Raw genomic sequence first — 18,686 nt, 5'->3', positions numbered from 1 at the left:
CGATCCGCTCATCCATTCCACCCACCAGGAGCCCCGACATGAAGAGCTTGATGCAGACCTTGACCCGCAGCGCACTGGCGGCCGCGCTGGGCTTCGGCCTCACGGCAGCGGCGTTCGCGGCCGACCTCAAGGTCGGCCTGAGCGTTTCGCTCTCCGGCCCCAACTCCTCGCTCGGCGTGCCCTACGCCAAGGGCATGCAGGCCGCGCTGGCCTACAAGCCGGAGGTCAACGGCCGCAAGATCCAGCTGATCGTGCTCGACGACGGCTCCGACCCGACCACCGCGGGGCGCAACGCGCGCAAGCTGGTCGAGGAGGACAAGGTCGACGTGCTGATGGGCACCTCGGGCGTGCCGGCCGCGATCGCGATGGCGCAGGTGGGCCGCGACGCCAAGGTGCCGATGATCGGCCTGACGCCGATCCAGCTCGACGCCGCCGAGAACGCCTGGGTGTTCACGGTCGCGCAGCCGACCCAGCTCATGATCGACGCGGTGGTCCAGCGCATGAAGAAGGACGGCGTCAAGACGGTGGGCTACATCGGCTTCTCCGACGCCTGGGGCGACCTGGTCTACAACGCGCTGATGAAGTCGGCGCCCGAGGCCGGCATCAAGGTGCTGGGCAACGAGCGCTATGCGCGCGCCGATGCGTCGGTCACCGGCCAGGTGCTCAAGCTGGTCGCGATGAAACCCGATGCGGTCATGACCGGCGGCGCCGGCACGCCGGGCGCGCTGCCTTTCCTGGCGCTGACCGAGCGCGGCTTCAAGGGGCCGGTGTACGGCCAGCACGGCCTGATCAACCCCGACTTCGTGCGGGTGGTCGGTGCCTCGGGCCAGAACGCGCTGATGCCCACCGGGCCGGTGATCGTCGCCGAGCAACTGCCTGACAACTACCCGACCAAGAAGATCGCCATGGATTTCCGCGCCGCCTTCCAGAAGGTGAACAACGCGCCGACCAGCGATGCCTTCTCGGCCTATTCCTTCGACGGCTGGCTGGTGTTCACCGACGCCGCGGCGCGCGCCAAGGGCGAGCCCGGCACGCCCGAGTTCCGGCTGTCGCTGCGCGACGCGATCGCCAGCACCAAGGAAGTGGTGGGCACGCACGGCGTCTACAACTTCAAGCCGGGCAATCTCTATGGCGTGGACGAGCGCGCCCGCGTGATCGTCAAGCTCGACAACGGCCAATGGAGACTCGCCCCCTGAATGTGGCCCCCACGCTCCCCCACTGCGTGTGGGTCGCTGCCCCCCGAGGGGGCCGCAGGCCGCCTTGGGAGCGGCCCGGCGGCGGCCTGATCCGCTGCACACGCTCTGAATCGGTTTTTCAACTCTCACTTCGGAACTTCAGGACGATCATGCGAAGGGCATTTCAATGACATGGGACGTGGCGCTCATCCTGGGCATCGACGGGCTCGCCAATGGCGCGGTCTATCTGCTCGCAGGGCTCGGGCTGGTGCTGATTTTTTCCGTCACGCGGGTGGTGTTCGTGCCCTTCGGCGACATCGCGGCCTTCGCGGCGCTGACGCTGGCGGCCTTCGAGACCGGCCGGCTGCCGCCGACGATCGGACTGGTCATGGTGCTGGCCGCGCTCGCGGTGCTGACCGAGGTCGGCAGCCTGCTGCGGCGCGGCGAAGGCCGCAAGGTGCCCAAGGCGATCCTGGCCTGGGGCGTGCTGCCGCTGCTGCCCTGCCTGCTGGCCTGGGCGACCGCGCGGGCGGGCATGCCGGCGGCCGTGCAGATCGCGGTCACCGTGCTGCTGGTGGTGCCGATCGCGCCGCTCTTGGCGCGGGTGGTGTTCCAGCCGATCGCCGACGCCTCGGTGCTGGTGCTCCTGATCGTCTCGCTGGCGCTGCACTTCCTGCTGTCGGGCCTCGGCCTGCTGTTCTTCGGCCCTGAGGGCTCGCGCACCCAGCCGCTCGCCGGCGGCAGCATCGCGCTCGGCGACGGCTTCTCCGTCAGCGGGCAGGTGGTGCTGATGGTCGGCGCGGCGATCGTGCTGAGTGGCCTGTTCTTCCTGGTGTTCGAGCGCACGGTGGCGGGCAAGGCGCTGCGCGCCACCGCGGTCAACCGCGTCGGTGCGCGGCTGGTCGGCATCCGGCCGGCGCGCACCGCCTTGCTGGCCTATGGCAGCGCCTCGCTGCTGGCCGGCCTGATCGGGGTGCTGATCGCACCCGTGACCACCATGTACTACGACTCCGGTTTCATCATCGGCCTCAAGGCCTTCGTGGCTGCGATCATCGGCGGCCTCGTGAGCTACCCGATGACCGCCATCGGCGCGCTCGCGGTCGGCGTGGTCGAGAGCTTCGCCTCGTTCTGGAGCGGCGCGCTGAAGGATGTGATCGTGTTCAGCCTGCTGATCCCGGTGCTGATGCTGCGCTCCTTCATGAGCGTGCATTCGGAAGAGGAAGAAGACGAGGTGGACCAATGAGCCTCGTTCGGACCCGCAACTTCTGGATCGGCCTGGTGGTCGTCGCATTGGCCGTCGCGCCGATGCTCGCCGGCAACTTCACGGTCTCGCTGCTCAACGACATCGGCATCGGTGCGCTGGTCGCACTCGGCCTGGTGATGCTGACCGGCATCGGCGGCGCCACCTCGTTCGGGCAGGCGGCCTTCGTCGGCATCGCGGCCTATGCGACCGCATGGCTGACCACCGCCCAAGGCTTGTCGCCGTGGCTCGGACTGCTGTTCGCGCTGCTGCTGACCGGGCTCTCGGCGCTCGCCATCGGCATGCTCACGCTGCGCCTGGGCGGCCACTTCCTGCCGCTCAGCACCATCGCCTGGGGGCTGTCGATCGCGATGCTGTTCGGCAACGTCGATGCGCTGGGACGGCACACGGGGCTGTCGAACATCCCGCCGCTGACGATCGGGACATGGTCGCTGGCCGACCCGCGCGCCATCTACTACCTGATCTGGGCGCTGGTCGGGCTGGCCTTCCTGTTCAGCCACAACCTGCTGCAGTCGCGGCCGGGCCGTGCCATCCGCAGCCTGCGCGGCGGCGCGACCCTGCTCGCCAGCGTGGGCGCGGACGCCTACCGCGTGCGGCTCTCGCTGTTCGTCACGGCGGCGCTGTTCGCCGGCCTCGCGGGCTGGCTCTATGCGCACATGAACCGCTTCGTGAGTCCGTCGCCCTTCGACGTGCGCGCCAGCATCGAGTACCTGCTGATGGCGGTGGCCGGCGGTCTCGGGCAGCTCGCGGGCGCGCTGGTCGGCTCGGCCCTGGTGCTGATCCTCAAGAACGGCCTGCAAGACGTGCTGCCGATGCTCACGCAGCGCGCCGGCCAGCTCGAGGCGGTGGCGTTCGCGACGCTCTTCATCCTGCTGCTGCACTTCGCGCGCGGCGGCCTGATGGGCTTCGTGCGCCGCTGGACCCGCGGCCGTTTCGCCGCGGCGCCCTCGCGCGAGCCCGCGGTGCCGGTCGAGCCTCTGCCGCATCGCAGCCTGCCCGACCGCGGCTCGCCGATCCTCTCGGTGACCGGCGCGGTCAAGCGCTTCGGCGGCCTGGTCGCGGTCAACGACGTGAGCTTCGATGTCAAGGCGGGCGAGATCGTCGGCCTCATCGGGCCCAACGGCGCCGGCAAGTCGACCATGTTCAACCTGCTGACCTGCACGCTGCCGATGACCGCGGGCCAGGTGCGCTTCCTGGGCCAGGACATCGCGGGCCTGCCGCAGCGCAAGGTGGCGCGGCTCGGGCTGGCGCGCACCTTCCAGCACGTGAAGCTGCGCCCGCACATGAGCCTGCTCGACAACGTCGCGCTCGGTGCCCACTCGCGCACCACCTCGGGCGTGCTCAAGGCCGGACTGCGGCTGGACCGCACCGAGGAGCGCCAGATCCTGCAGGAGGCGCAGCGCCAGCTCGACCGCATCGGCCTCGGCGACCGCGCGCACAAGCTCGCCGGCAGCCTGCCGCTGGGCACGCAGCGCATCCTGGAGATCGCGCGGGCGCTCGCCGCCGACCCGGTGCTGCTGGTGCTCGACGAGCCCGCCGCCGGCCTCAGGCGCAAGGAGAAGATGGCGCTCGGCGACCTGCTGCGCAAGCTGCGCGACGAGGGCGTGACCATCCTGATCGTCGAACATGACATGGACTTCGTGATGAAACTGGTGGATCGGCTGGTGGTGATGAACTTCGGCTCCAAGCTGGTCGAGGGCGTGCCCTCGGCAGTGCGCGCGGACGAGCGGGTGCAGGCGGCGTACCTGGGGAGCGTCGTATGACCGCGATGCTCGAGATCGGGGACTTGCATGTTTCGTACGGGCAGGTCGACGCCGTGCGCGGCGTCTCGCTCAACCTGGAACACGGCCAGATCATTTCCGTGATCGGCCCGAACGGTGCCGGCAAGACCACGCTGCTGGCCGCCGCGATGGGCCTGCTGCCCAGCCAGGGCATCTTGCGCTTCGAAGGCGAGGACCTGCACGGCCTCGACGTCGAGGCCCGCGTCGAGCGAGGCCTGTGCCTGGTGCCCGAGAAGCGCGAGCTCTTCGGCGAGCTCAGCGTGCTCGACAACCTGCAGCTCGGCGCCTTTTCCAGGCGGCTGCGCAGCGACGCGCTGAAGCGCCAGCTGCAATCGGTCTACGACCGTTTTCCGCGGCTGGCCGAGCGGCGTGCGCAGCGCGCCGACACCTTGTCGGGCGGCGAGCGGCAGATGCTCGCGGTCGGCCGCGCACTGATGTCGGCGCCGCGCCTGCTGATGCTCGACGAGCCCAGCCTGGGCCTGGCGCCGCTGATCGTGCGCGACATCCTCACGATCGTGCGCAAGCTGCGCGAGGACGGCGTCTCGATCCTGCTGGTGGAGCAGAACGCGCGCGCCGCGCTCGAGAGTTCCGACCATGGCTACGTGCTTGAGACCGGCGAGATCGCGCTGTCGGGGCCCTCGGCGCAGCTCGAGAGCGATCCGCGAGTGCAGGCCACCTACCTCGGCGGAGGCACCCACGATGACGACTGAGGTCCGCGCGCTGCCCGCCGCGCTGCGCACGCTGCCCGCAATGCTGCAACGCCAGTCGGCGTTGTTCGCCCGGCGTCCGCTGCTGCGGGTGGCGGGCCGCGCGTGGTCGCATGCCGATGCGGCCGCAGCCGCTGCGACGCGCGCCGCAGCCCTGGCGCAATCGGGCGTGGCGCGCGGCGATCGCGTGGCCCTGATGTGCGGCAACCGCATCGAGTTCCTCGAGGCCTTTCTCGGCGCCGGCTGGCTCGGCGCCGTGGCGGTGCCGGTCAACACGGCGTCGATGGGTCCGCAGATCGAATACTTCCTCGCCAACAGCGAGGCGAAGCTGCTCGTGATCGAGGCGGACTGGCTGGAGCGTCTGCAGACCGCGGACCTCGGTCGCACCGCGCTGCGCGAGATCTGGGTCATCGGTGAAGTCCACGCCGCATGGCAGCCGCCCGCGGGCATTCGGCTCGTGCCGTACCCGCTCGGCGGCGAGGCGATCGCGCCGGCGGACGTCCGGCCCGGCGACCCGCTCGCGATCCTCTACACCTCCGGCACGACCGGCCCGGCCAAGGGCGTGATCTGCCCGCATGCCCAGTATTTCTGGTGGGGCGTGAACAGTGCCGAGGTGCTCGGCGTCGGCGCCGACGACGTGCTGTGCACCACGCTGCCGCTGTTCCACATCAATGCGCTCAACACCTTCGCGCAGGCCGCGCTCACGGGCGCGGAGGTGGTGTTCGAATCGCGCTTCTCGGCCTCGGGCTTCTGGCCTTCGATGCGGGCCTGCGGCGCCACCGTGGTCTACCTGCTCGGCGCCATGGTGCCGATCCTGCTCGCCCAGCCCGAAGGGCCCGGCGAACGAGCGCACCGGGTTCGCACCGGACTCGGCCCGGGCGTGCCGGCGGCGGCGGGCCAGGCCTTCCTGGCGCGCACCGGCGTGCGGCTGCTCGAAGGCTACGGCTCGACCGAGACCAACTTCGCGATCGCCACCGCCCCCGATTCGCCGCGCGGCGGCGTGATGGGCTGGCTGCGGCCGGGCTTCCAGGCGCGGGTCGCCGACGAGGACGATGCCGAGTTGCCGCCGGGCGAGGCCGGCGAACTGCTGCTGCGCGCCGACGAGCCCTACGCCTTCGCGAGCGGCTACTTCAACATGCCGCAGAAGACCGTCGAGGCCTGGCGCAACCTGTGGTTCCATACCGGCGACCGCGTGCTGCGCGATGCCGACGGCGCCTTCCGCTTCGTCGACCGCATCAAGGACGCGATCCGGCGCCGCGGCGAGAACATCTCCTCCTTCGAGGTCGAGCAGGTGCTGCTGAGCCATCCGTGCGTGGCCGCCTGCGCGGTCTACCCGGTGCACTCCGAACTGGCGGAGGACGAGGTGATGGCGGCGCTGGTGGCCCGGGCCGGCAGCCGCATCGATCCCGACGAGCTCATGCGCTTTTGCGAAGCGCGCCTGCCTTACTTCGCCGTGCCCCGCTACGTCGATCTGCTGGACGACCTGCCGCGCACCGAGAACGGCAAGGTCCAGAAGTACAAGCTGCGCGAGCGCGGCGTGTCGGCCGCCACCTGGGACCGGGGTCCGGCCGCGCGGGCCAGGGGCTGAGCGATGTTCTCCCTGGACGGTCGCACGGCTTTCGTCACCGGCGCAGGGCAGGGCCTCGGGGCCGCGATCGCGCGCGGGCTGGCCGAGGCCGGCGCCCGCGTGGCGCTCGCCGATATCGACGGCGCGGGCGTCGATGCCGTGGCGGCGAGCCTGCGGGACGCCGGCCACGCGGGCGTCTCGATGGCGCTCGACGTGCGCGACGAGGCCGCCTTCGCGCGCTGCTTCGAGGGCGCGGTGCAGCGCTTCGGCGCGGTCGACGTGATGGTCAACAACGCCGCCTTGACGCCGTCCACTTCGCTCTGGGACATCACGGCCGGCGAGTGGGACGAGGTCATGGCGGTGAACCTGCGCGGCAGCTTCTTCGGCTGCCGCATTGCCGGACGCCACATGCGCGGCCGGGGCTCGGGACGCATCATCAACCTGGGTTCGATCGCGGGCCAGCAGGCCAGCGCCGCGACCGGCGTTCACTACGCGGCCTCCAAGGCGGCCTTGATCGCGCTGACGCGCTCGTTCGCACAGGAACTGGCGGCCGACGGCGTGACGGTCAACGCGATCGCTCCGGCGGCGATCCGCAGCCCGCTGCTCGACGCCATGGACTCCGAGCGCCAGCAGGCGTTGCTGCGCAGCATCCCGCTCGGCCGCTTCGGCGAGGCGCAGGAAGTGGCGGCGGCCGTGGTGTACCTCGCTTCGGCGGCGGGCGCCTTCACGACGGGCGCGACGCTCGACCTCAACGGCGGCCGCTCGATGCGCTGAAAAGCATCGGCGGTTAAAATGTTTAGTTGTCAACGATTTATCCAGCCATGAAGAATGCACTGAATGGGCGCCACGCGGTCGTGACCGGCGCCGCCCGCGGGATCGGCGCCGAGATTGCGCGCACGTTGGCGGCCGAGGGCGCCCGCCTCACCCTGATCGGCCGCGATCGCGCCGCGCTGGAGCGTGTGCAGCGCGAGCTGCCGGGCACGGGGCACGCCGTGGCGGTGGCCGACGTCGGCGACGCCGACTCGGTGCGCGCCGCCTTCGAGGCCCTGCGCGCCGCGTCGGGCCCGGTCGCCATCCTGGTCAACAACGCGGGCCAGGCCGAGAGCGCGCCTTTCCTCAAGACCTCGGTCGAGCTCTGGCAGCGCATGCTGGGGGTCAACCTCACGGGCAGCTTCCTGTGTGCCCAGGCCGCGCTGCCCGACATGCTCGAGCTCGGCTGGGGCCGCATCGTGAACATCGCGAGCACCGCGGGTCAGAAGGGCTACGCCTATGTGGCGGCCTACACGGCGGCCAAGCACGGCGTGATCGGGCTCACGCGCTCGCTGGCGCTCGAAGTGGCGCGCAAGGGCATCACGGTGAATGCGGTCTGCCCGGGCTATACCGACACCGACATCCTGCGCAACAGCGTCGCCAACGTGGTCGGCAAGACCGGCCGCAGCGAGGCCGATGCGCTGGCGGAATTCGCGGGCGTCAATCCGCAGCGCCGCATCGTGCAGCCGGCCGAGGTGGCCGATGCGGTGCGCTGGCTGTGCGGCGAGGGTGCGGCTTCGGTCACCGGCCAGTCGATCTCGGTGTCGGGAGGAGAAGTGACATGATCGACAGCACCAACGACCCCTCGCACGCGGTGCTCAGCGACGCCGAGGAACTGGGCCACGAAGCCCGCGCGGGCAACGACGACCACGCCGTGCTCAAGCTCTGGCTGCGCATGCTGGCCAGCACCACGCAGATCGAGGCCGAGATCCGCAAGCGGCTGCGCGAGCGCTTCGACATCACGCTGGCGCGCTTCGACTACATGGCGCAGCTCTACCGCTACAAGGACGGCCTCAAGATGCGCGTGCTGTCGCGCTACCTGATGGTCACCGGCGGCAACGTGACCGGCCTCACCGACGAACTCGAGCGAGAAGGTGTGGTCTCGCGCACCGCCAGCCCGGACGACCGCCGGGCCTGGATCGTGAGCCTCACGCCCAAGGGCCGCCGCAGTTTCGAGGCCATGGCCAGCGAGCACGAGCAATGGATCCTCGAGATGTTCTCGGGGCTCGACATGAAGACGGTGCGCCAGCTGCACAGCCAGCTGGGGCAGCTGCGGGTGCACGTGATGCGCAACGAGGCCGCCGGCGAGGAGCCGTCGTGAGCGCGGCACCCGCCGGCGCGTTCCGCCGCGAGCGGCTGATCCGCTTCTCCGATTGCGATCCCGCGGGCATCGTCTTCTATCCGCAGTACTTCGTGATGTTCAACGGCCTGGTCGAGGACTGGGTCGACGCGCTGGGCATCGGCTACCAGCGGCTGATCGTGCAGCAGCGCATCGGCCTGCCGACGGTTCGGCTGGAGGCCGACTTCCGCGCGGTGAGCCGCTTCGGCGACCGCGTGACGCTGGCGCTTGCGGTCGAGCGCCTGGGCACACGCTCGCTGACCCTGGCGCTGCAGTGCGTCGACATGGCGGGCGAACTCCGCATGCAGATGCGCCAGGTGCTGGTGACGACCTCGCTCGAGAGCCACCGCGCGCTCGAGATCCCCACGGCGCTGCGCGAGGCGATCGTGCGCGGCGTGCCGGCCGCCGCGGGCTGAGCGCCGACGCCGCCAGTCAGGCCGTGGCCGACTGGCGCGCGATGGCCGCGGCAGGCTCTGCCGTGGCTGCCACGGCCTCGGGTCCGGCGGCCTCGGGTTCGGCCTGGCGCTGCAGCACCACCGGCGCGCGCCGCGTCTTGTTGAACAGCAGCTGCGTGACGTCGGGCCGCGCATAGTGGCCCGCCGGATCGCCGGCCGCCTTGGCCAGCGAGATCATGCCGAGGTCGAATTCGGCCACCACCAGCCCCTCCTCGTCCTCGGCCAGGTTCTTGCCCAGCGGCGATCCGTCGGGGCCGTAGATGCGCGCAAAGCCGCCGCCGACCAGCAGCATCTGCTGCTTGGCGGCATCGGTGCACAGCATCTCGTGCATCGCTTTCGAGACCGTGGCGCAGGGCGCGACCACGAAGCACTGGCCCTCGGCCGCATACACCTGGCTGGCCGCGTTGTTGACTTCGGCGCCGAGCGCGTAGGCGCCGCCGCGGTAGAGCGAGAAGCTGGGCCAGGCGCCGCAGTGGATCTGCTCGTTCTGCGAGTACATCGCGTACTTGCTGAGCGGTTGCAGGTGCTCCCAGCACGACAGCGAGCCGATGTTGCCGATCGCTGTCTCGACCACGCTGAGGTCCGAGCCGTCGCCTTCGCCGAACACGGTGCGCTCGACGTGGGTGGGCTTGAGCTTGCGTCGGGTCTGCAGCGTGTGGCCCTGGTCGTCGATCAGCGCCTGGGCGATGTACAGGCTGCCCGCCGCCTTCTCGCTGTAGCCGAGCGAGACCCAGATGCGGTGCTTGCGCGCGGCCTCGCGGATGCGGTCGAACTCGGCCGAGCCGACCACCAGCGCGTTGTCGTGGTAGCGCTGCACGAACTGCATGCCCCAGGCCGGCGAATCGAGCCAGATCCACCACGGGTAGCCGGGCACCCAGGTCTCGGGGAAGGCGATCAGCTGCACGCCCTGGCCGGCCGCTTCGGCCATGAGCGCGATGGTCTTGTCGATCGTGGCGTCCAGGTCGAGGAAGACGGGCGCGGCCTGCACCGCGGCGACGCGAAGGCGGGGATGGGTTGTGCTGGACATGGTGGTGGACTCCAAAAGGGACGGAAGGAACCCGCCGCATCCGGGTTAGCGCGGTGGCATGCGGGTTGCTTGAAGCGTAAGTTCGCCGCCTGGAAACGCCTTGTCCGGATTTCGCAGCGTTCTTGATCCAGCGTTGCAGGCCGCACCTTCCCGGAAGGATCCCCATGACCCAACTGCTCAGCACCGCCGTCGTTCCGCGCGAGCAACGGCTCGCCTACTGGACCGACATGATCTGCAACGTCTATGTCGAGCTCGGCTGCGATCCGGTGCCGGGTGACCGCGCCGCGGGCGATTTCGACGGCAGCATCCGCCAGCACACGCTGCCCAGCCTCGACGTCTCGGTCGTCAGCTCCGGGCCGCAGAGGGTGATGCGCACCGCCGGCCACATCGCGCGCTCGTCTGATGACTGCTTCCTGGTCGGCATCCAGGCCCGCGGCCGGGGCGTGGTGCGGCAGGACGGGCGCGATGCGGTGCTGTCGGTGGGCGACTTCGCGCTCTACGACAGCACGCGGCCCTACGAACTGCTGTTCGACGACGCCTTCGAGCAGATCGTGCTCAAGCTGCCCGGCGAACGCCTGCGCAGCGAGCTGCGCGACACCCAGACGCTGACCGCCACGACGGTGTCCGGCCGCGAGGGCGCCGGCCACCTGCTGCTGGGCATGATCCGCACGCTGCACGAGGACATCGACGCGCTGCAGCCGGCCTCGGCGCTGGCGGTCGCCAATGGCGTGCTCAACATCCTGGTGGCCGGCCTGCAGACGCTGCCGGCCGCGCGCTCTCCGGGGCTGAGCAACCTGACGGCCTTCCATCTCGCGCGCATCAAGCGGCGCATCGACGAGCATCTGGGCGATCCAGCGCTGTCGGTCGGCACGCTGGCGGCGGGCCTCGGCCTCTCGGTGAGCCAGGTCCACCGGGTGTTCAAGAGCGAGCCGGTGACGCCGGCGCAGTACATCTGGGAGCGCCGGCTCGAGGCCTGCAGCCGCGACCTGCTGGACCCGCGCGCGGCCGGGCGCACGGTCGGCGAGATCGCCTATGGCCGCGGCTTCAGCGATGCCGCGCACTTCAGCCGGGCGTTCCGCGATCGCTTCGGCTGCGCGCCGCGGGACTGGCGGCAGCGCGTCGCGCATTGAGTTTCCAGCCGTGCCGGGACGGCGCGGGTTCCGGCATGATGTGCGGCGAAGCCCCACCGGAGAGAAGAATGGCGCGTGCCGAGAGAGACGAACCCGAAAACGAGGACACGACGTTGCGAGCGCAGGCGTTGGCCAGCGCGTTCACGGCCCCGAGGCCGACCGTCGAGGAGCGCATGGCCGCCGGCAAGGCCTTGCGCGAACGCGTTCCCCGGGCCAGCCATGGCGCTTTCGAGCGCATGCCGCAGGTCGACCCGGTGGCCATCCTGAAAGCGCAGGCGACCACCCGCCTCCAGCAGCTGGTGCCGGTGCGGCACGCGCGCATGCTGCAGTCGCCGTTCGCCTTCCTGCGCGGCTCGGCGGCGGTGATGGCGGCCGACCTGGCGCCGAGTCCGACCACCGGGCTCCAGGTGCAGGCCTGCGGCGACATGCATGTGGCGAACTTCGGCGTCTTCGCGTCCGCCGAGCGGCAACTGGTGTTCGCCATCAACGATTTCGACGAGACCCAGCCCGGGCCCTGGGAATGGGACGTCAAGCGGCTGGCGGCCAGCGCCTTCGTGGCCTGCCACCACCTGGGCGGCGACAAATCCGAGCGCGAGGCCGCGGCGCGCGCCGCGGTGGAGAGCTACCGCCTGCGCATGCGGCGCTACGCCGGCATGGGGCAGCTGGAGACCTGGTACGACACCATCCACAGCGACCGATTGATCGAATCGCTGCCGCCGGCCCTGCGTTCGAGCGCGGGCGCGGTGCTCGAGAAGGCGCGCAAGCGCACCCACATGCAGGTGCTCGACAAGATGACCGACCTGGTGGACGACCAGCACCGGATCGTCGAGCAGCATCCCTTCATCGTGCGCTCGCGCCTGACCTCGATGGGCCGTCCGATAGAGGAAGCGATCGGCCATTGCCTGGCCCACTACCTCGACTCGCTGGCGCCCGAACGCCGGCTTTTGCTGTCGCGCTACCGGGTGGTCGACGCAGCGCAGAAGGTGGTCGGCGTGGGCAGCGTCGGCACCCGCTGCTGGATGGTGCTGATGCAGGGACGCGATGAGGACGACCCGCTGTTCCTGCAGTTCAAGGAGGCGCAGCCCTCGGTGCTGGCGGCCTATGCGGGCGGCCCTGTCGCGGCCGATGATCCGGCCAACCATGGCGAACGCGTCGTGCGAGGGCAGCGGCTGATCCAGGGCTCGCCCGACATCTTCCTGGGCTGGGGCGAGATCGACGGCGTGCACTTCTACATCCGGCAGCTGCGCGACATGAAGGGCGGCATCGACCTCGAGCCGGGCGAGACCACGCCGGGTGGCTTCATCGAGTACTGCAGGCTTTGCGGCTGGGCGCTGGCCCTGGCGCATGCCAAGTCGGGCGACGCGGCGATGATCAGCGGCTACCTCGGCAAGTCGGATGTGTTCGACGATGCGCTGGTGGATTTCGCCACCGCCTATGCGGCCCAGACCCGGGCCGACCACGAGCGCTTCACCGAGGCGGCGAAGAAGGGGGCGGTGGAGGTGGCGGCGGTCTAGCGTCGGCGTTCGAATGGCGACCCCATAGCGAGGCTCAGAATGAAAAGGGGCGCCTGAAGCTGCGAGTCAGATCGAGCGGGGACTCAGGCGTCGCTGTCGAGAGGTTTGTGACGTTGCTCGGCATATGCCTTGAGTGACTGCATGGTTCGAGGAAGCCCTTCGCGAAGTTGCTTTGCAACGCCTGGCCCGAACAGAAAGGCAAGGGCACCGGTGAACCATACGCGGTGAGCCACTTCTGAACCCCCTGCGACCGGAGACACCGTGTGCTCGAAGTGCATGCGGAACAGGGGGATGTAGCCCTCTACAGTGAACGATCGGCCCTCGGTACGCTCCGTGACAGCCATCGGCACGCCCATGCCCTTGCTCGGAACGATCCGGCCCCTGGTCCCAACTGCGAATGGCCCATGGAGCCGGGCTTGCTTTGTGTCCGGGTCCCAAAGATGCCATCGGTCGACCTCGCTCCAGATGTGGTCGATGACCGTGGGCGGGACTGCGATGCGGATGCGTTCTTCGATATGCATAGGAGGGGTAGAAGTAGATGCGGAGCCTAACGGAATGTCCCCCCGCAGAACCTGAGTAGTACGCTGGGTGATGCGGGATATTCTGAACATGCTCCTGCCAAAGGCGGCAGCGAGCGGGGCAGCCAGTCCGCTGGACACGACCTAGGTCCTACCTCGATAGCGGTCGTTCTAGTTTGCGGTTGGGGTAAGCGGCGGGAGCTTCCAAGTGCCGTTCATCGCGGCCTCGCTCGGCCCGTAGATCCGCCCGATAGCGCTATAGCGCCCCTCCGGTGTGGGCAGCCAGTTCGACTCCTTGTTGGCGCCGGGTGATGCGTGCCCGAGGTACAGTGTCAGGCCACCGTCTGCATCGCGCTTGAGCCCCTCGGTGCGGTCGCCGATGGAATAGCGCTTGAGCGGGTTGGCATAGAGCAGTCTGTCCGGCAGCGTGTACAGCGTCATCGACCAGAAGAACTTCGCTGGCGGCAACTGGCCTGGCGCGAAATGCACGGTCGATAGCTTGCTGCCGTCACCCACGTAGCCGCCGTACCAGGCCTCCGCCAGCGAGTTGCCGTAGAGCCCCTTCTCAGCGGCCACGGCGCGCACGAGGTAGTCGTTTTTCAGCTCCTCGCGCGAACCGAAGATGCCATTGGACGACAGCGTGACCTTCGACTTTTCGGCGAGCGCCGCCTTGGCGTCCTGCACGCCTTCGTCGATGGCTGCGAGCGTCGCAGGTGGAAGCTTCGACGCATCGAACGGCAGGCCTGGGCCGATACCCATGGACGCAAAGCGCTTCATCAACTCGGCCTCGCTCGGGTGCGGCGGTTGAGCGAACTGCAGCAGGAAGTTCAGATAGCTGATGAAGTCGTGCGAGCGAGCCTTGGCGACGTCATACGGCGGCAAAACGATGGACGGCCATGGTGATGGCGCCGCCGTGTTCGCGAAAGCACTGAGCGGCCGCAGTTGCATGCCCGCTTGGACGGCTTTCACTGCATCGACGTCGCCGGGACCATTGAGTGCGGTGCGCGTCAGAGTGAGGATGATGTCGGTTTCGGAGCGAAACACCTTGTCGATGCCCGCGGGCACCACGCCATTCCATCGAGGGCCCGCGAATAGATAGTTGCCGGCCCCATTGCCGGTCGCGCGCGAACCAATGTAGGCAAAATTCTGAGTGAACAAGTCAATCCACTGCTGCACGTAGTACCGATTGCCGGCCACCGCCGGCACGCTCACCACCCAGGGCTCGGCCCGCAAGTCCAGCCACGCCCAGGAATAGGGGGTGTCGTTGTTCGGCGTGACGATGTCCTTGTTGTCGGGCGTGAACGCCTCGGCATAGTGCCGGAACTTGCCGAAGCCGCCGACGTACTCGCGCCCAGCCGGATTCGCGAGCTGCTTGTACATGGTGTTGTAGCTCTCCAGCATCGGGAAGGCGTAGATGTACGCCTCTTTCGTGATGGCCCGGACATCGACTGCGGCCGCGGCGTGCCCCGGTCCGGGTTCCACCGCGAAGAGCGACATGCCCAACGCCCACAACGCGGCTTGCTTGATACCTGACTGCATGAATGCTCCTTGTTGCGGGAGCATTCTGACGCCGTTTCGTGCCCGGTCATCGCGTCACCGGCTTCCTCGCCCCTCCCGGGCACACCGTTGCACCAAGGTGCCATTGACACGCTCAGCCCAAACACTGACGCTCTCCTCGTCCAGCTTTTCTCGCTACACCAGCGCCAGCTCGAACTGGGACCCGGTGAGCCAGAAGAAGGTGCGCGAGGCCTTGCTGGTTCTCTCCACGACCATTCCTGATTTCAAGAAGGCATTCGGAACCAAGGACGAGGTCGACCCGGTGCGCCGCCTGGTCGGTGCGGCGGCAGCGTGGGGCGGCAACCCGGACAAGGACGCGACCTATCTCAACATCACGCCGGCCGGTAATGACGGCAAGACCGTCTATCGCCTGGTCGCCAAGGATGTGCCCGTGGACGACTTCTGGTCGGTGAGCGTCTACAACGCCCAGGGCTTCTACGAAAAGAACGCCGCCGACGCCTACACGCTCAACAACCTGACTGCCAAGAAAGGCGGGGATGGCTCCATCACGATTCAGTTCGGCGGCTGCGACGGCAAGGTCGCCAATTGCCTGCCGACCACACCGGGTTGGAACTACACCGTGCGCCTGTATCGCCCGCGCGCCGAAATCCTCTCCGGGGCCTGGACTTTCCCGGAGCCGGTGGCTGTCAACTGAGGTCACGCGCACTGACGCGTTGCGCGCCCTGGTGGCGCTGGTCCACGCCGAGTTCGCGCGCCGCATCGCTGAGCCCAAGGTCGAGCGGTGTTGCTACAACACCTGGTCGAGGAACGCCTTCAGGCGCTCGCTTTTTGGCGAGGTGAAGAATCGTTCTGCAGGCGCATGTTCCACGATTTCACCTTTTTCCATGAACACGCAGCGATCGGCGACACGTCGGGCGAAACCCATCTCATGCGTCACGCAGACCATGGTGATTCCGCTGGCGGCAAGRCTCTCCATGATGCGCAGCACCGCACCGACCGACTCGGGATCCAATGCCGAGGTCGGCTCGTCGAACAGCATGATTCGAGGCTCGAGGCACAGGGCCCGTGCGATGGCCACGCGCTGCTGCTGACCGCCCGAAAGCTGCATCGGGTACTTGCCAGCCTGCTCGAGGACATTGACTTTCTCGAGGTACGCCCGCGCAATGCCCTCTGCCGCTTTGGCAGGCGTGCCGAGTGCCAACTTGAGCGCGAAGGTGCAGTTGTCCAGCACCGTCATGTGCGGGAACAGGTTGAAGCTTTGAAAGACCATTCCCAGCTGGCGTCGAACCTTCTCCACGTCCGCAGCACGACGGGTGAGCTCCAGTCCGTTGACGTGGATTTGTCCGGAATCATGCTGCTCGAGGTGGTTGATGCAACGGATGAGCGTGGACTTTCCGGACCCCGAGGGCCCGCAGATCACCACGATCTTCTTGCTCTCGATCTCCAGATTGATGTCGCGCAGCGCATGGAATCCTCCGTAGAACTTGTTCACTCCCGAGATGGAGATCGCTGGAGCGACACCCACATGAGAGTCGATGCCTGCAGATGGGATGGTTGACAAGATAGCGCTCATGGTGATGTGCTTTGGGCGTTCATCCAGTATTTCTCAGGAACGGACGAGATAGCGGTTCACTCTTCGATCTGCCATTGAAAAGCTCAGACGTATCGAATTGGTGATGCACCAGTAGATGGCCGCCGCCGTCAACAACGGCGTGAATGGATCGTAGGTGTAGTCGAACACCGTGTTGGCGGCCGCGGTCAGATCGGTCAGCGTGATCGCACTGACGGCGGATGTGCTCTTGACCATGATCAGAAGTTCATTCTGGTAAGCCTTCAAGATATACCGGGCGGCCAACGGCAACCTCAGCCGAAAAAGTATTTGCCAGGGTTTCAGACGCAAGGCTTGCGCAGCTTCAATGACGCCTGGCGGGATCGCGGCCAACCCGCCACGAATGATCTCCGCCATGAACCCGGAGTGCGTGAGCGCCAGACCCAGCCACGCGCACACGTAGGGGTTGGAAAACAGACTCCAGAGAAAGGTCTCCCGAATGACGGGGAACTGCGGCAGTCCGCTGTAAATCAGGTACAGCAACACCAGACTGGGCACACCACGGAAGAAGGCGATGTAGGCGGCCGACATCGTCGCTTGCGGACCTGTTTTCAATCTTCCAAGGGCAACAGGCAATGCCAATAGCAAGCCAAGCACGAGCACCGGCAGCAACACGATGAACGTGGTTGCGGTCCCTTGAAGCAGTTTGGGCAGGCTTTCCCAGGCAACCTGGACATCAAAATGCATGGGCCCGCCTGTTCACGGTATTGGATCGGAAACCCTGATTTGCCCAGTTGTCGGCGCGCCTCGCGACGAAATAGGTCAGCCACGTCATGCCGAGGAAGAACGCCGACGCCAGGAGGTAATAGACAAACGGTTCTTTGGTCACGCCGGACGCGAGCTTGGCGTAGGCCATGATTTCCTTCAGTCCGATCAAGGAGATCAATGCGGTGTCCTTCAGGACAACGATCCACATGTTCGTCATCCCCGGCAGCGCCAAGCGCAGTACCTGCGGCAATATGATTCGCAACCAGATCATCGGGCGCGGCACAAGCAAAGCCCGTGCGGCCTCGAATTGCCCGAGCGGAACATTCCTGATGGCACTGCGTATCAGATCGGCAAGATACGCGCCGTAGACCATTCCGAGCGCCGCGACGGCCGCCATGAACGGCGTCACCTCGACACTCACGTTCATTCCGATCAAGGAGAACAGGCCGCTCAGGGTCTGGGAGCCACCGTAGTAGAAAAGAAAACCGACGAGCAGCGATGGCACGCCGGTGAAGATGGACGCGTAGGGCAGCCATATGGCTTTCACCAGGAGATTGGGTCGAAGCGTCGCTAGGGCGAACGTCGTTCCAAGCGCCATGGCCAGCAAGTAGGCGCACACGGCGACCTTGATGGTCATCAGCGCGCCGATGCCAAGTTGTTGTACGAAGCCCATCGAAAGCATAGGAACGACCTGCCCGGGTTACTGCCGCGTGCAGGCCGCTTCTTCCGGCAGCAACTGGACCTCCATGTACTGCTTTCTCAGCTTGGTGAACGTGCAGTCCTTGATGATGGTGTCGATGGTCTGGTTCATTCGCTCCAGCAGTGCCTGACCGTTCTTTCGGGTAATCCAGCTCGACCCGGCCTCACCGCCGCCGGTCCAGAGATCGCCACCCGCAAACTTCCAGTCCTTGCCCGCCGGCTTTGAAAGAAATTCGTTGGTCCAGCTGATCTTGGGGCCCAGACTCATGTCCAGCCTGCCGCTCGCGAGATCCAGCCGAATCTGATCGGGGTTGTCATAGAACACAGGCAGCATCGCATCGCCGTACGTCTCGGCCACGTACTTGGCCTGCGCCGTTCCGCGCTGCAGCCCGATGCGCACCCCCTTCAGGCCCTCCTTGGTAAACACGTAGTTCTTGCTCGAGGGCACGACGTACGAATCGGGATTGAAAAGCACCGGCCTGCCAAACAGCACTTTTTCCAGACGCTCGGGCAGGGGCTTGGTCTGGCTGACGACCGCATCGAGCTTGTTTTGAAGCAGCGCCGGAATCAGTCCCTTGAAGTCCATGACGACGATCTGGCACTCCACATTCATGCGCTTGCACATTTCCCTTGCAAGGTCGGGTTCGAATCCGGTGAGCTTGCCGGAAGAGTCCACCATGCTGAAGGGCGGATAGCTTCCTTCGTTGCCGAGCACCAGTTTCTCGGCATGCGCGGGTGCGACACCACCGACCAGAAGGAACACCAGCGAGAGACCCAGCGATGCCAGGATGCGACCATTCTTCATTTTCATGATTCCTTTTCTTTCTTTCATTGGTATTCGGTCGAGAGACTGCACCGAGGCCCCGGG

General features: G+C 67.4%; 19 protein-coding genes. 12 read left to right on the top strand and 7 right to left on the bottom strand.

Annotation, left to right across the window (positions count from 1 at the left end; all coding sequences use genetic code 11):
- Window positions 1-38 precede the first annotated feature (38 nt).
- From AB4Z46_RS02010 to AB4Z46_RS01970, 9 genes are all read left to right on the top strand, one after another.
- A complete protein-coding gene (locus AB4Z46_RS02010; RefSeq protein WP_442281796.1) occupies window positions 39-1,196 on the top strand; it encodes an ABC transporter substrate-binding protein in 1,158 nt (385 codons plus the stop codon).
- 166 nt (window positions 1,197-1,362) lie between these two features.
- Complete coding sequence (locus AB4Z46_RS02005) at window positions 1,363-2,418, top strand: branched-chain amino acid ABC transporter permease (protein ID WP_442281795.1); 1,056 nt, start codon at window positions 1,363-1,365, stop codon at window positions 2,416-2,418.
- Window positions 2,415-4,199, top strand: a complete 1,785-nt coding sequence (locus AB4Z46_RS02000) for a branched-chain amino acid ABC transporter ATP-binding protein/permease (protein WP_442281794.1) — start codon at window positions 2,415-2,417, stop codon at window positions 4,197-4,199. Before AB4Z46_RS02005 ends, AB4Z46_RS02000 begins: the two co-directional genes overlap by 4 nt.
- A complete protein-coding gene (locus tag AB4Z46_RS01995) occupies window positions 4,196-4,927 on the top strand; it encodes an ABC transporter ATP-binding protein (RefSeq protein WP_442281793.1) in 732 nt (243 codons plus the stop codon). Before AB4Z46_RS02000 ends, AB4Z46_RS01995 begins: the two co-directional genes overlap by 4 nt.
- Complete coding sequence (locus tag AB4Z46_RS01990; RefSeq protein ID WP_442281792.1) at window positions 4,917-6,512, top strand: ATP-dependent acyl-CoA ligase; 1,596 nt, start codon at window positions 4,917-4,919, stop codon at window positions 6,510-6,512. Before AB4Z46_RS01995 ends, AB4Z46_RS01990 begins: the two co-directional genes overlap by 11 nt.
- 3 nt (window positions 6,513-6,515) lie before the next feature.
- Window positions 6,516-7,265 (top strand): SDR family NAD(P)-dependent oxidoreductase, encoded by a 750-nt coding sequence (locus AB4Z46_RS01985; RefSeq protein WP_442281791.1) that lies wholly within the window; start codon window positions 6,516-6,518, stop codon window positions 7,263-7,265.
- Window positions 7,266-7,312: 47 nt separating this feature from the next.
- Window positions 7,313-8,086 (top strand): SDR family NAD(P)-dependent oxidoreductase, encoded by a 774-nt coding sequence (locus tag AB4Z46_RS01980; RefSeq protein WP_442281790.1) that lies wholly within the window; start codon window positions 7,313-7,315, stop codon window positions 8,084-8,086.
- Window positions 8,083-8,622 carry a MarR family winged helix-turn-helix transcriptional regulator gene (locus AB4Z46_RS01975; protein ID WP_442281789.1) on the top strand — a complete coding sequence of 180 codons (540 nt, stop codon included), beginning with the start codon at window positions 8,083-8,085 and terminating at the stop codon, window positions 8,620-8,622. The genes AB4Z46_RS01980 and AB4Z46_RS01975 overlap by 4 nt, the downstream gene beginning before the upstream one ends.
- Window positions 8,619-9,056, top strand: coding sequence for an acyl-CoA thioesterase (locus AB4Z46_RS01970; protein ID WP_442281788.1), 438 nt, complete (start codon window positions 8,619-8,621; stop codon window positions 9,054-9,056). The genes AB4Z46_RS01975 and AB4Z46_RS01970 overlap by 4 nt, the downstream gene beginning before the upstream one ends.
- Window positions 9,057-9,072: 16 nt before the next feature.
- Here the strand turns inward: AB4Z46_RS01970 and AB4Z46_RS01965 are convergent, their stop codons facing one another.
- Window positions 9,073-10,122 (bottom strand): carbon-nitrogen hydrolase family protein, encoded by a 1,050-nt coding sequence (locus AB4Z46_RS01965; protein ID WP_442281787.1) that lies wholly within the window; start codon window positions 10,120-10,122, stop codon window positions 9,073-9,075.
- A gap of 164 nt (window positions 10,123-10,286) precedes the next feature.
- On the opposite strand from AB4Z46_RS01965, the gene AB4Z46_RS01960 reads away from it, so the two are divergent.
- Together AB4Z46_RS01960 and AB4Z46_RS01955 are read left to right on the top strand one after the other, a co-directional pair.
- The gene (locus AB4Z46_RS01960) at window positions 10,287-11,252 is read left to right on the top strand and encodes a helix-turn-helix domain-containing protein (RefSeq protein ID WP_442281786.1); all 966 of its coding nucleotides are present in this window, start codon (window positions 10,287-10,289) and stop codon (window positions 11,250-11,252) included.
- A 113-nt stretch (window positions 11,253-11,365) separates the two neighbouring features.
- A complete protein-coding gene (locus AB4Z46_RS01955; protein ID WP_442281785.1) occupies window positions 11,366-12,766 on the top strand; it encodes a DUF2252 domain-containing protein in 1,401 nt (466 codons plus the stop codon).
- Between the two features lie 83 nt (window positions 12,767-12,849).
- On the opposite strand, the gene AB4Z46_RS01950 is transcribed toward AB4Z46_RS01955, so the two are convergent.
- Both AB4Z46_RS01950 and AB4Z46_RS01945 read right to left on the bottom strand, forming a co-directional pair.
- Complete coding sequence (locus tag AB4Z46_RS01950) at window positions 12,850-13,287, bottom strand: SRPBCC family protein (RefSeq protein ID WP_442281784.1); 438 nt, start codon at window positions 13,285-13,287, stop codon at window positions 12,850-12,852.
- Between the two features lie 168 nt (window positions 13,288-13,455).
- The gene (locus AB4Z46_RS01945; protein WP_442281783.1) at window positions 13,456-14,823 is read right to left on the bottom strand and encodes a DUF1254 domain-containing protein; all 1,368 of its coding nucleotides are present in this window, start codon (window positions 14,821-14,823) and stop codon (window positions 13,456-13,458) included.
- A 184-nt stretch (window positions 14,824-15,007) separates the two neighbouring features.
- Here AB4Z46_RS01945 and AB4Z46_RS01940 point away from each other — a divergent pair, with 184 nt between their 5' ends.
- Complete coding sequence (locus tag AB4Z46_RS01940; protein WP_442281782.1) at window positions 15,008-15,496, top strand: DUF1214 domain-containing protein; 489 nt, start codon at window positions 15,008-15,010, stop codon at window positions 15,494-15,496.
- Between the two features lie 93 nt (window positions 15,497-15,589).
- On the opposite strand, the gene AB4Z46_RS01935 is transcribed toward AB4Z46_RS01940, so the two are convergent.
- Genes AB4Z46_RS01935 through AB4Z46_RS01920 form a run of 4 tightly spaced genes read right to left on the bottom strand, consistent with a single transcriptional unit; the run spans window position 15,590 to window position 18,629 of the window.
- Window positions 15,590-16,375: an amino acid ABC transporter ATP-binding protein gene (locus tag AB4Z46_RS01935; protein WP_442281781.1), complete on the bottom strand. Its 786-nt coding sequence runs from the start codon at window positions 16,373-16,375 to the stop codon at window positions 15,590-15,592.
- A 33-nt stretch (window positions 16,376-16,408) separates the two neighbouring features.
- A complete protein-coding gene (locus AB4Z46_RS01930; protein ID WP_442281780.1) occupies window positions 16,409-17,098 on the bottom strand; it encodes an ABC transporter permease subunit in 690 nt (229 codons plus the stop codon).
- A complete protein-coding gene (locus AB4Z46_RS01925; RefSeq protein ID WP_442281779.1) occupies window positions 17,088-17,792 on the bottom strand; it encodes an ABC transporter permease in 705 nt (234 codons plus the stop codon). The genes AB4Z46_RS01930 and AB4Z46_RS01925 overlap by 11 nt, the downstream gene beginning before the upstream one ends.
- A gap of 27 nt (window positions 17,793-17,819) precedes the next feature.
- Window positions 17,820-18,629: a transporter substrate-binding domain-containing protein gene (locus AB4Z46_RS01920; protein ID WP_442281778.1), complete on the bottom strand. Its 810-nt coding sequence runs from the start codon at window positions 18,627-18,629 to the stop codon at window positions 17,820-17,822.
- Window positions 18,630-18,686 lie beyond the last annotated feature (57 nt).

Origin of the sequence: Variovorax sp. M-6, assembly GCF_052114385.1 — a bacterium.
Taxonomy (GTDB): domain Bacteria; phylum Pseudomonadota; class Gammaproteobacteria; order Burkholderiales; family Burkholderiaceae_C; genus Variovorax.
The sequence above is the reverse complement of the archived record's forward strand: the minus strand, read 5'-3'. Positions and strand labels throughout refer to the sequence as shown.

Bases quoted from the DNA above. Each gene is read 5' to 3' on its own strand.
- AB4Z46_RS02010 (WP_442281796.1), top strand. From the start codon at position 39: ATGAAGAGCTTGATGCAGACCTTGACCCGCAGCGCACTGGCGGCCGCG.
- AB4Z46_RS01930 (WP_442281780.1), bottom strand. From the start codon at position 17,098: ATGCATTTTGATGTCCAGGTTGCCTGGGAAAGCCTGCCCAAACTGCTT.
- AB4Z46_RS01950 (WP_442281784.1), bottom strand. From the start codon at position 13,287: ATGCATATCGAAGAACGCATCCGCATCGCAGTCCCGCCCACGGTCATC.
- AB4Z46_RS01965 (WP_442281787.1), bottom strand. From the start codon at position 10,122: ATGTCCAGCACAACCCATCCCCGCCTTCGCGTCGCCGCGGTGCAGGCC.
- AB4Z46_RS01960 (WP_442281786.1), top strand. From the start codon at position 10,287: ATGACCCAACTGCTCAGCACCGCCGTCGTTCCGCGCGAGCAACGGCTC.
- AB4Z46_RS01975 (WP_442281789.1), top strand. From the start codon at position 8,083: ATGATCGACAGCACCAACGACCCCTCGCACGCGGTGCTCAGCGACGCC.
- AB4Z46_RS02000 (WP_442281794.1), top strand. From the start codon at position 2,415: ATGAGCCTCGTTCGGACCCGCAACTTCTGGATCGGCCTGGTGGTCGTC.
- AB4Z46_RS01980 (WP_442281790.1), top strand. From the start codon at position 7,313: ATGAAGAATGCACTGAATGGGCGCCACGCGGTCGTGACCGGCGCCGCC.
- AB4Z46_RS01985 (WP_442281791.1), top strand. From the start codon at position 6,516: ATGTTCTCCCTGGACGGTCGCACGGCTTTCGTCACCGGCGCAGGGCAG.
- AB4Z46_RS01920 (WP_442281778.1), bottom strand. From the start codon at position 18,629: ATGAAAATGAAGAATGGTCGCATCCTGGCATCGCTGGGTCTCTCGCTG.
- AB4Z46_RS01990 (WP_442281792.1), top strand. From the start codon at position 4,917: ATGACGACTGAGGTCCGCGCGCTGCCCGCCGCGCTGCGCACGCTGCCC.
- AB4Z46_RS01995 (WP_442281793.1), top strand. From the start codon at position 4,196: ATGACCGCGATGCTCGAGATCGGGGACTTGCATGTTTCGTACGGGCAG.
- AB4Z46_RS01945 (WP_442281783.1), bottom strand. From the start codon at position 14,823: ATGCAGTCAGGTATCAAGCAAGCCGCGTTGTGGGCGTTGGGCATGTCG.
- AB4Z46_RS02005 (WP_442281795.1), top strand. From the start codon at position 1,363: ATGACATGGGACGTGGCGCTCATCCTGGGCATCGACGGGCTCGCCAAT.
- AB4Z46_RS01925 (WP_442281779.1), bottom strand. From the start codon at position 17,792: ATGGGCTTCGTACAACAACTTGGCATCGGCGCGCTGATGACCATCAAG.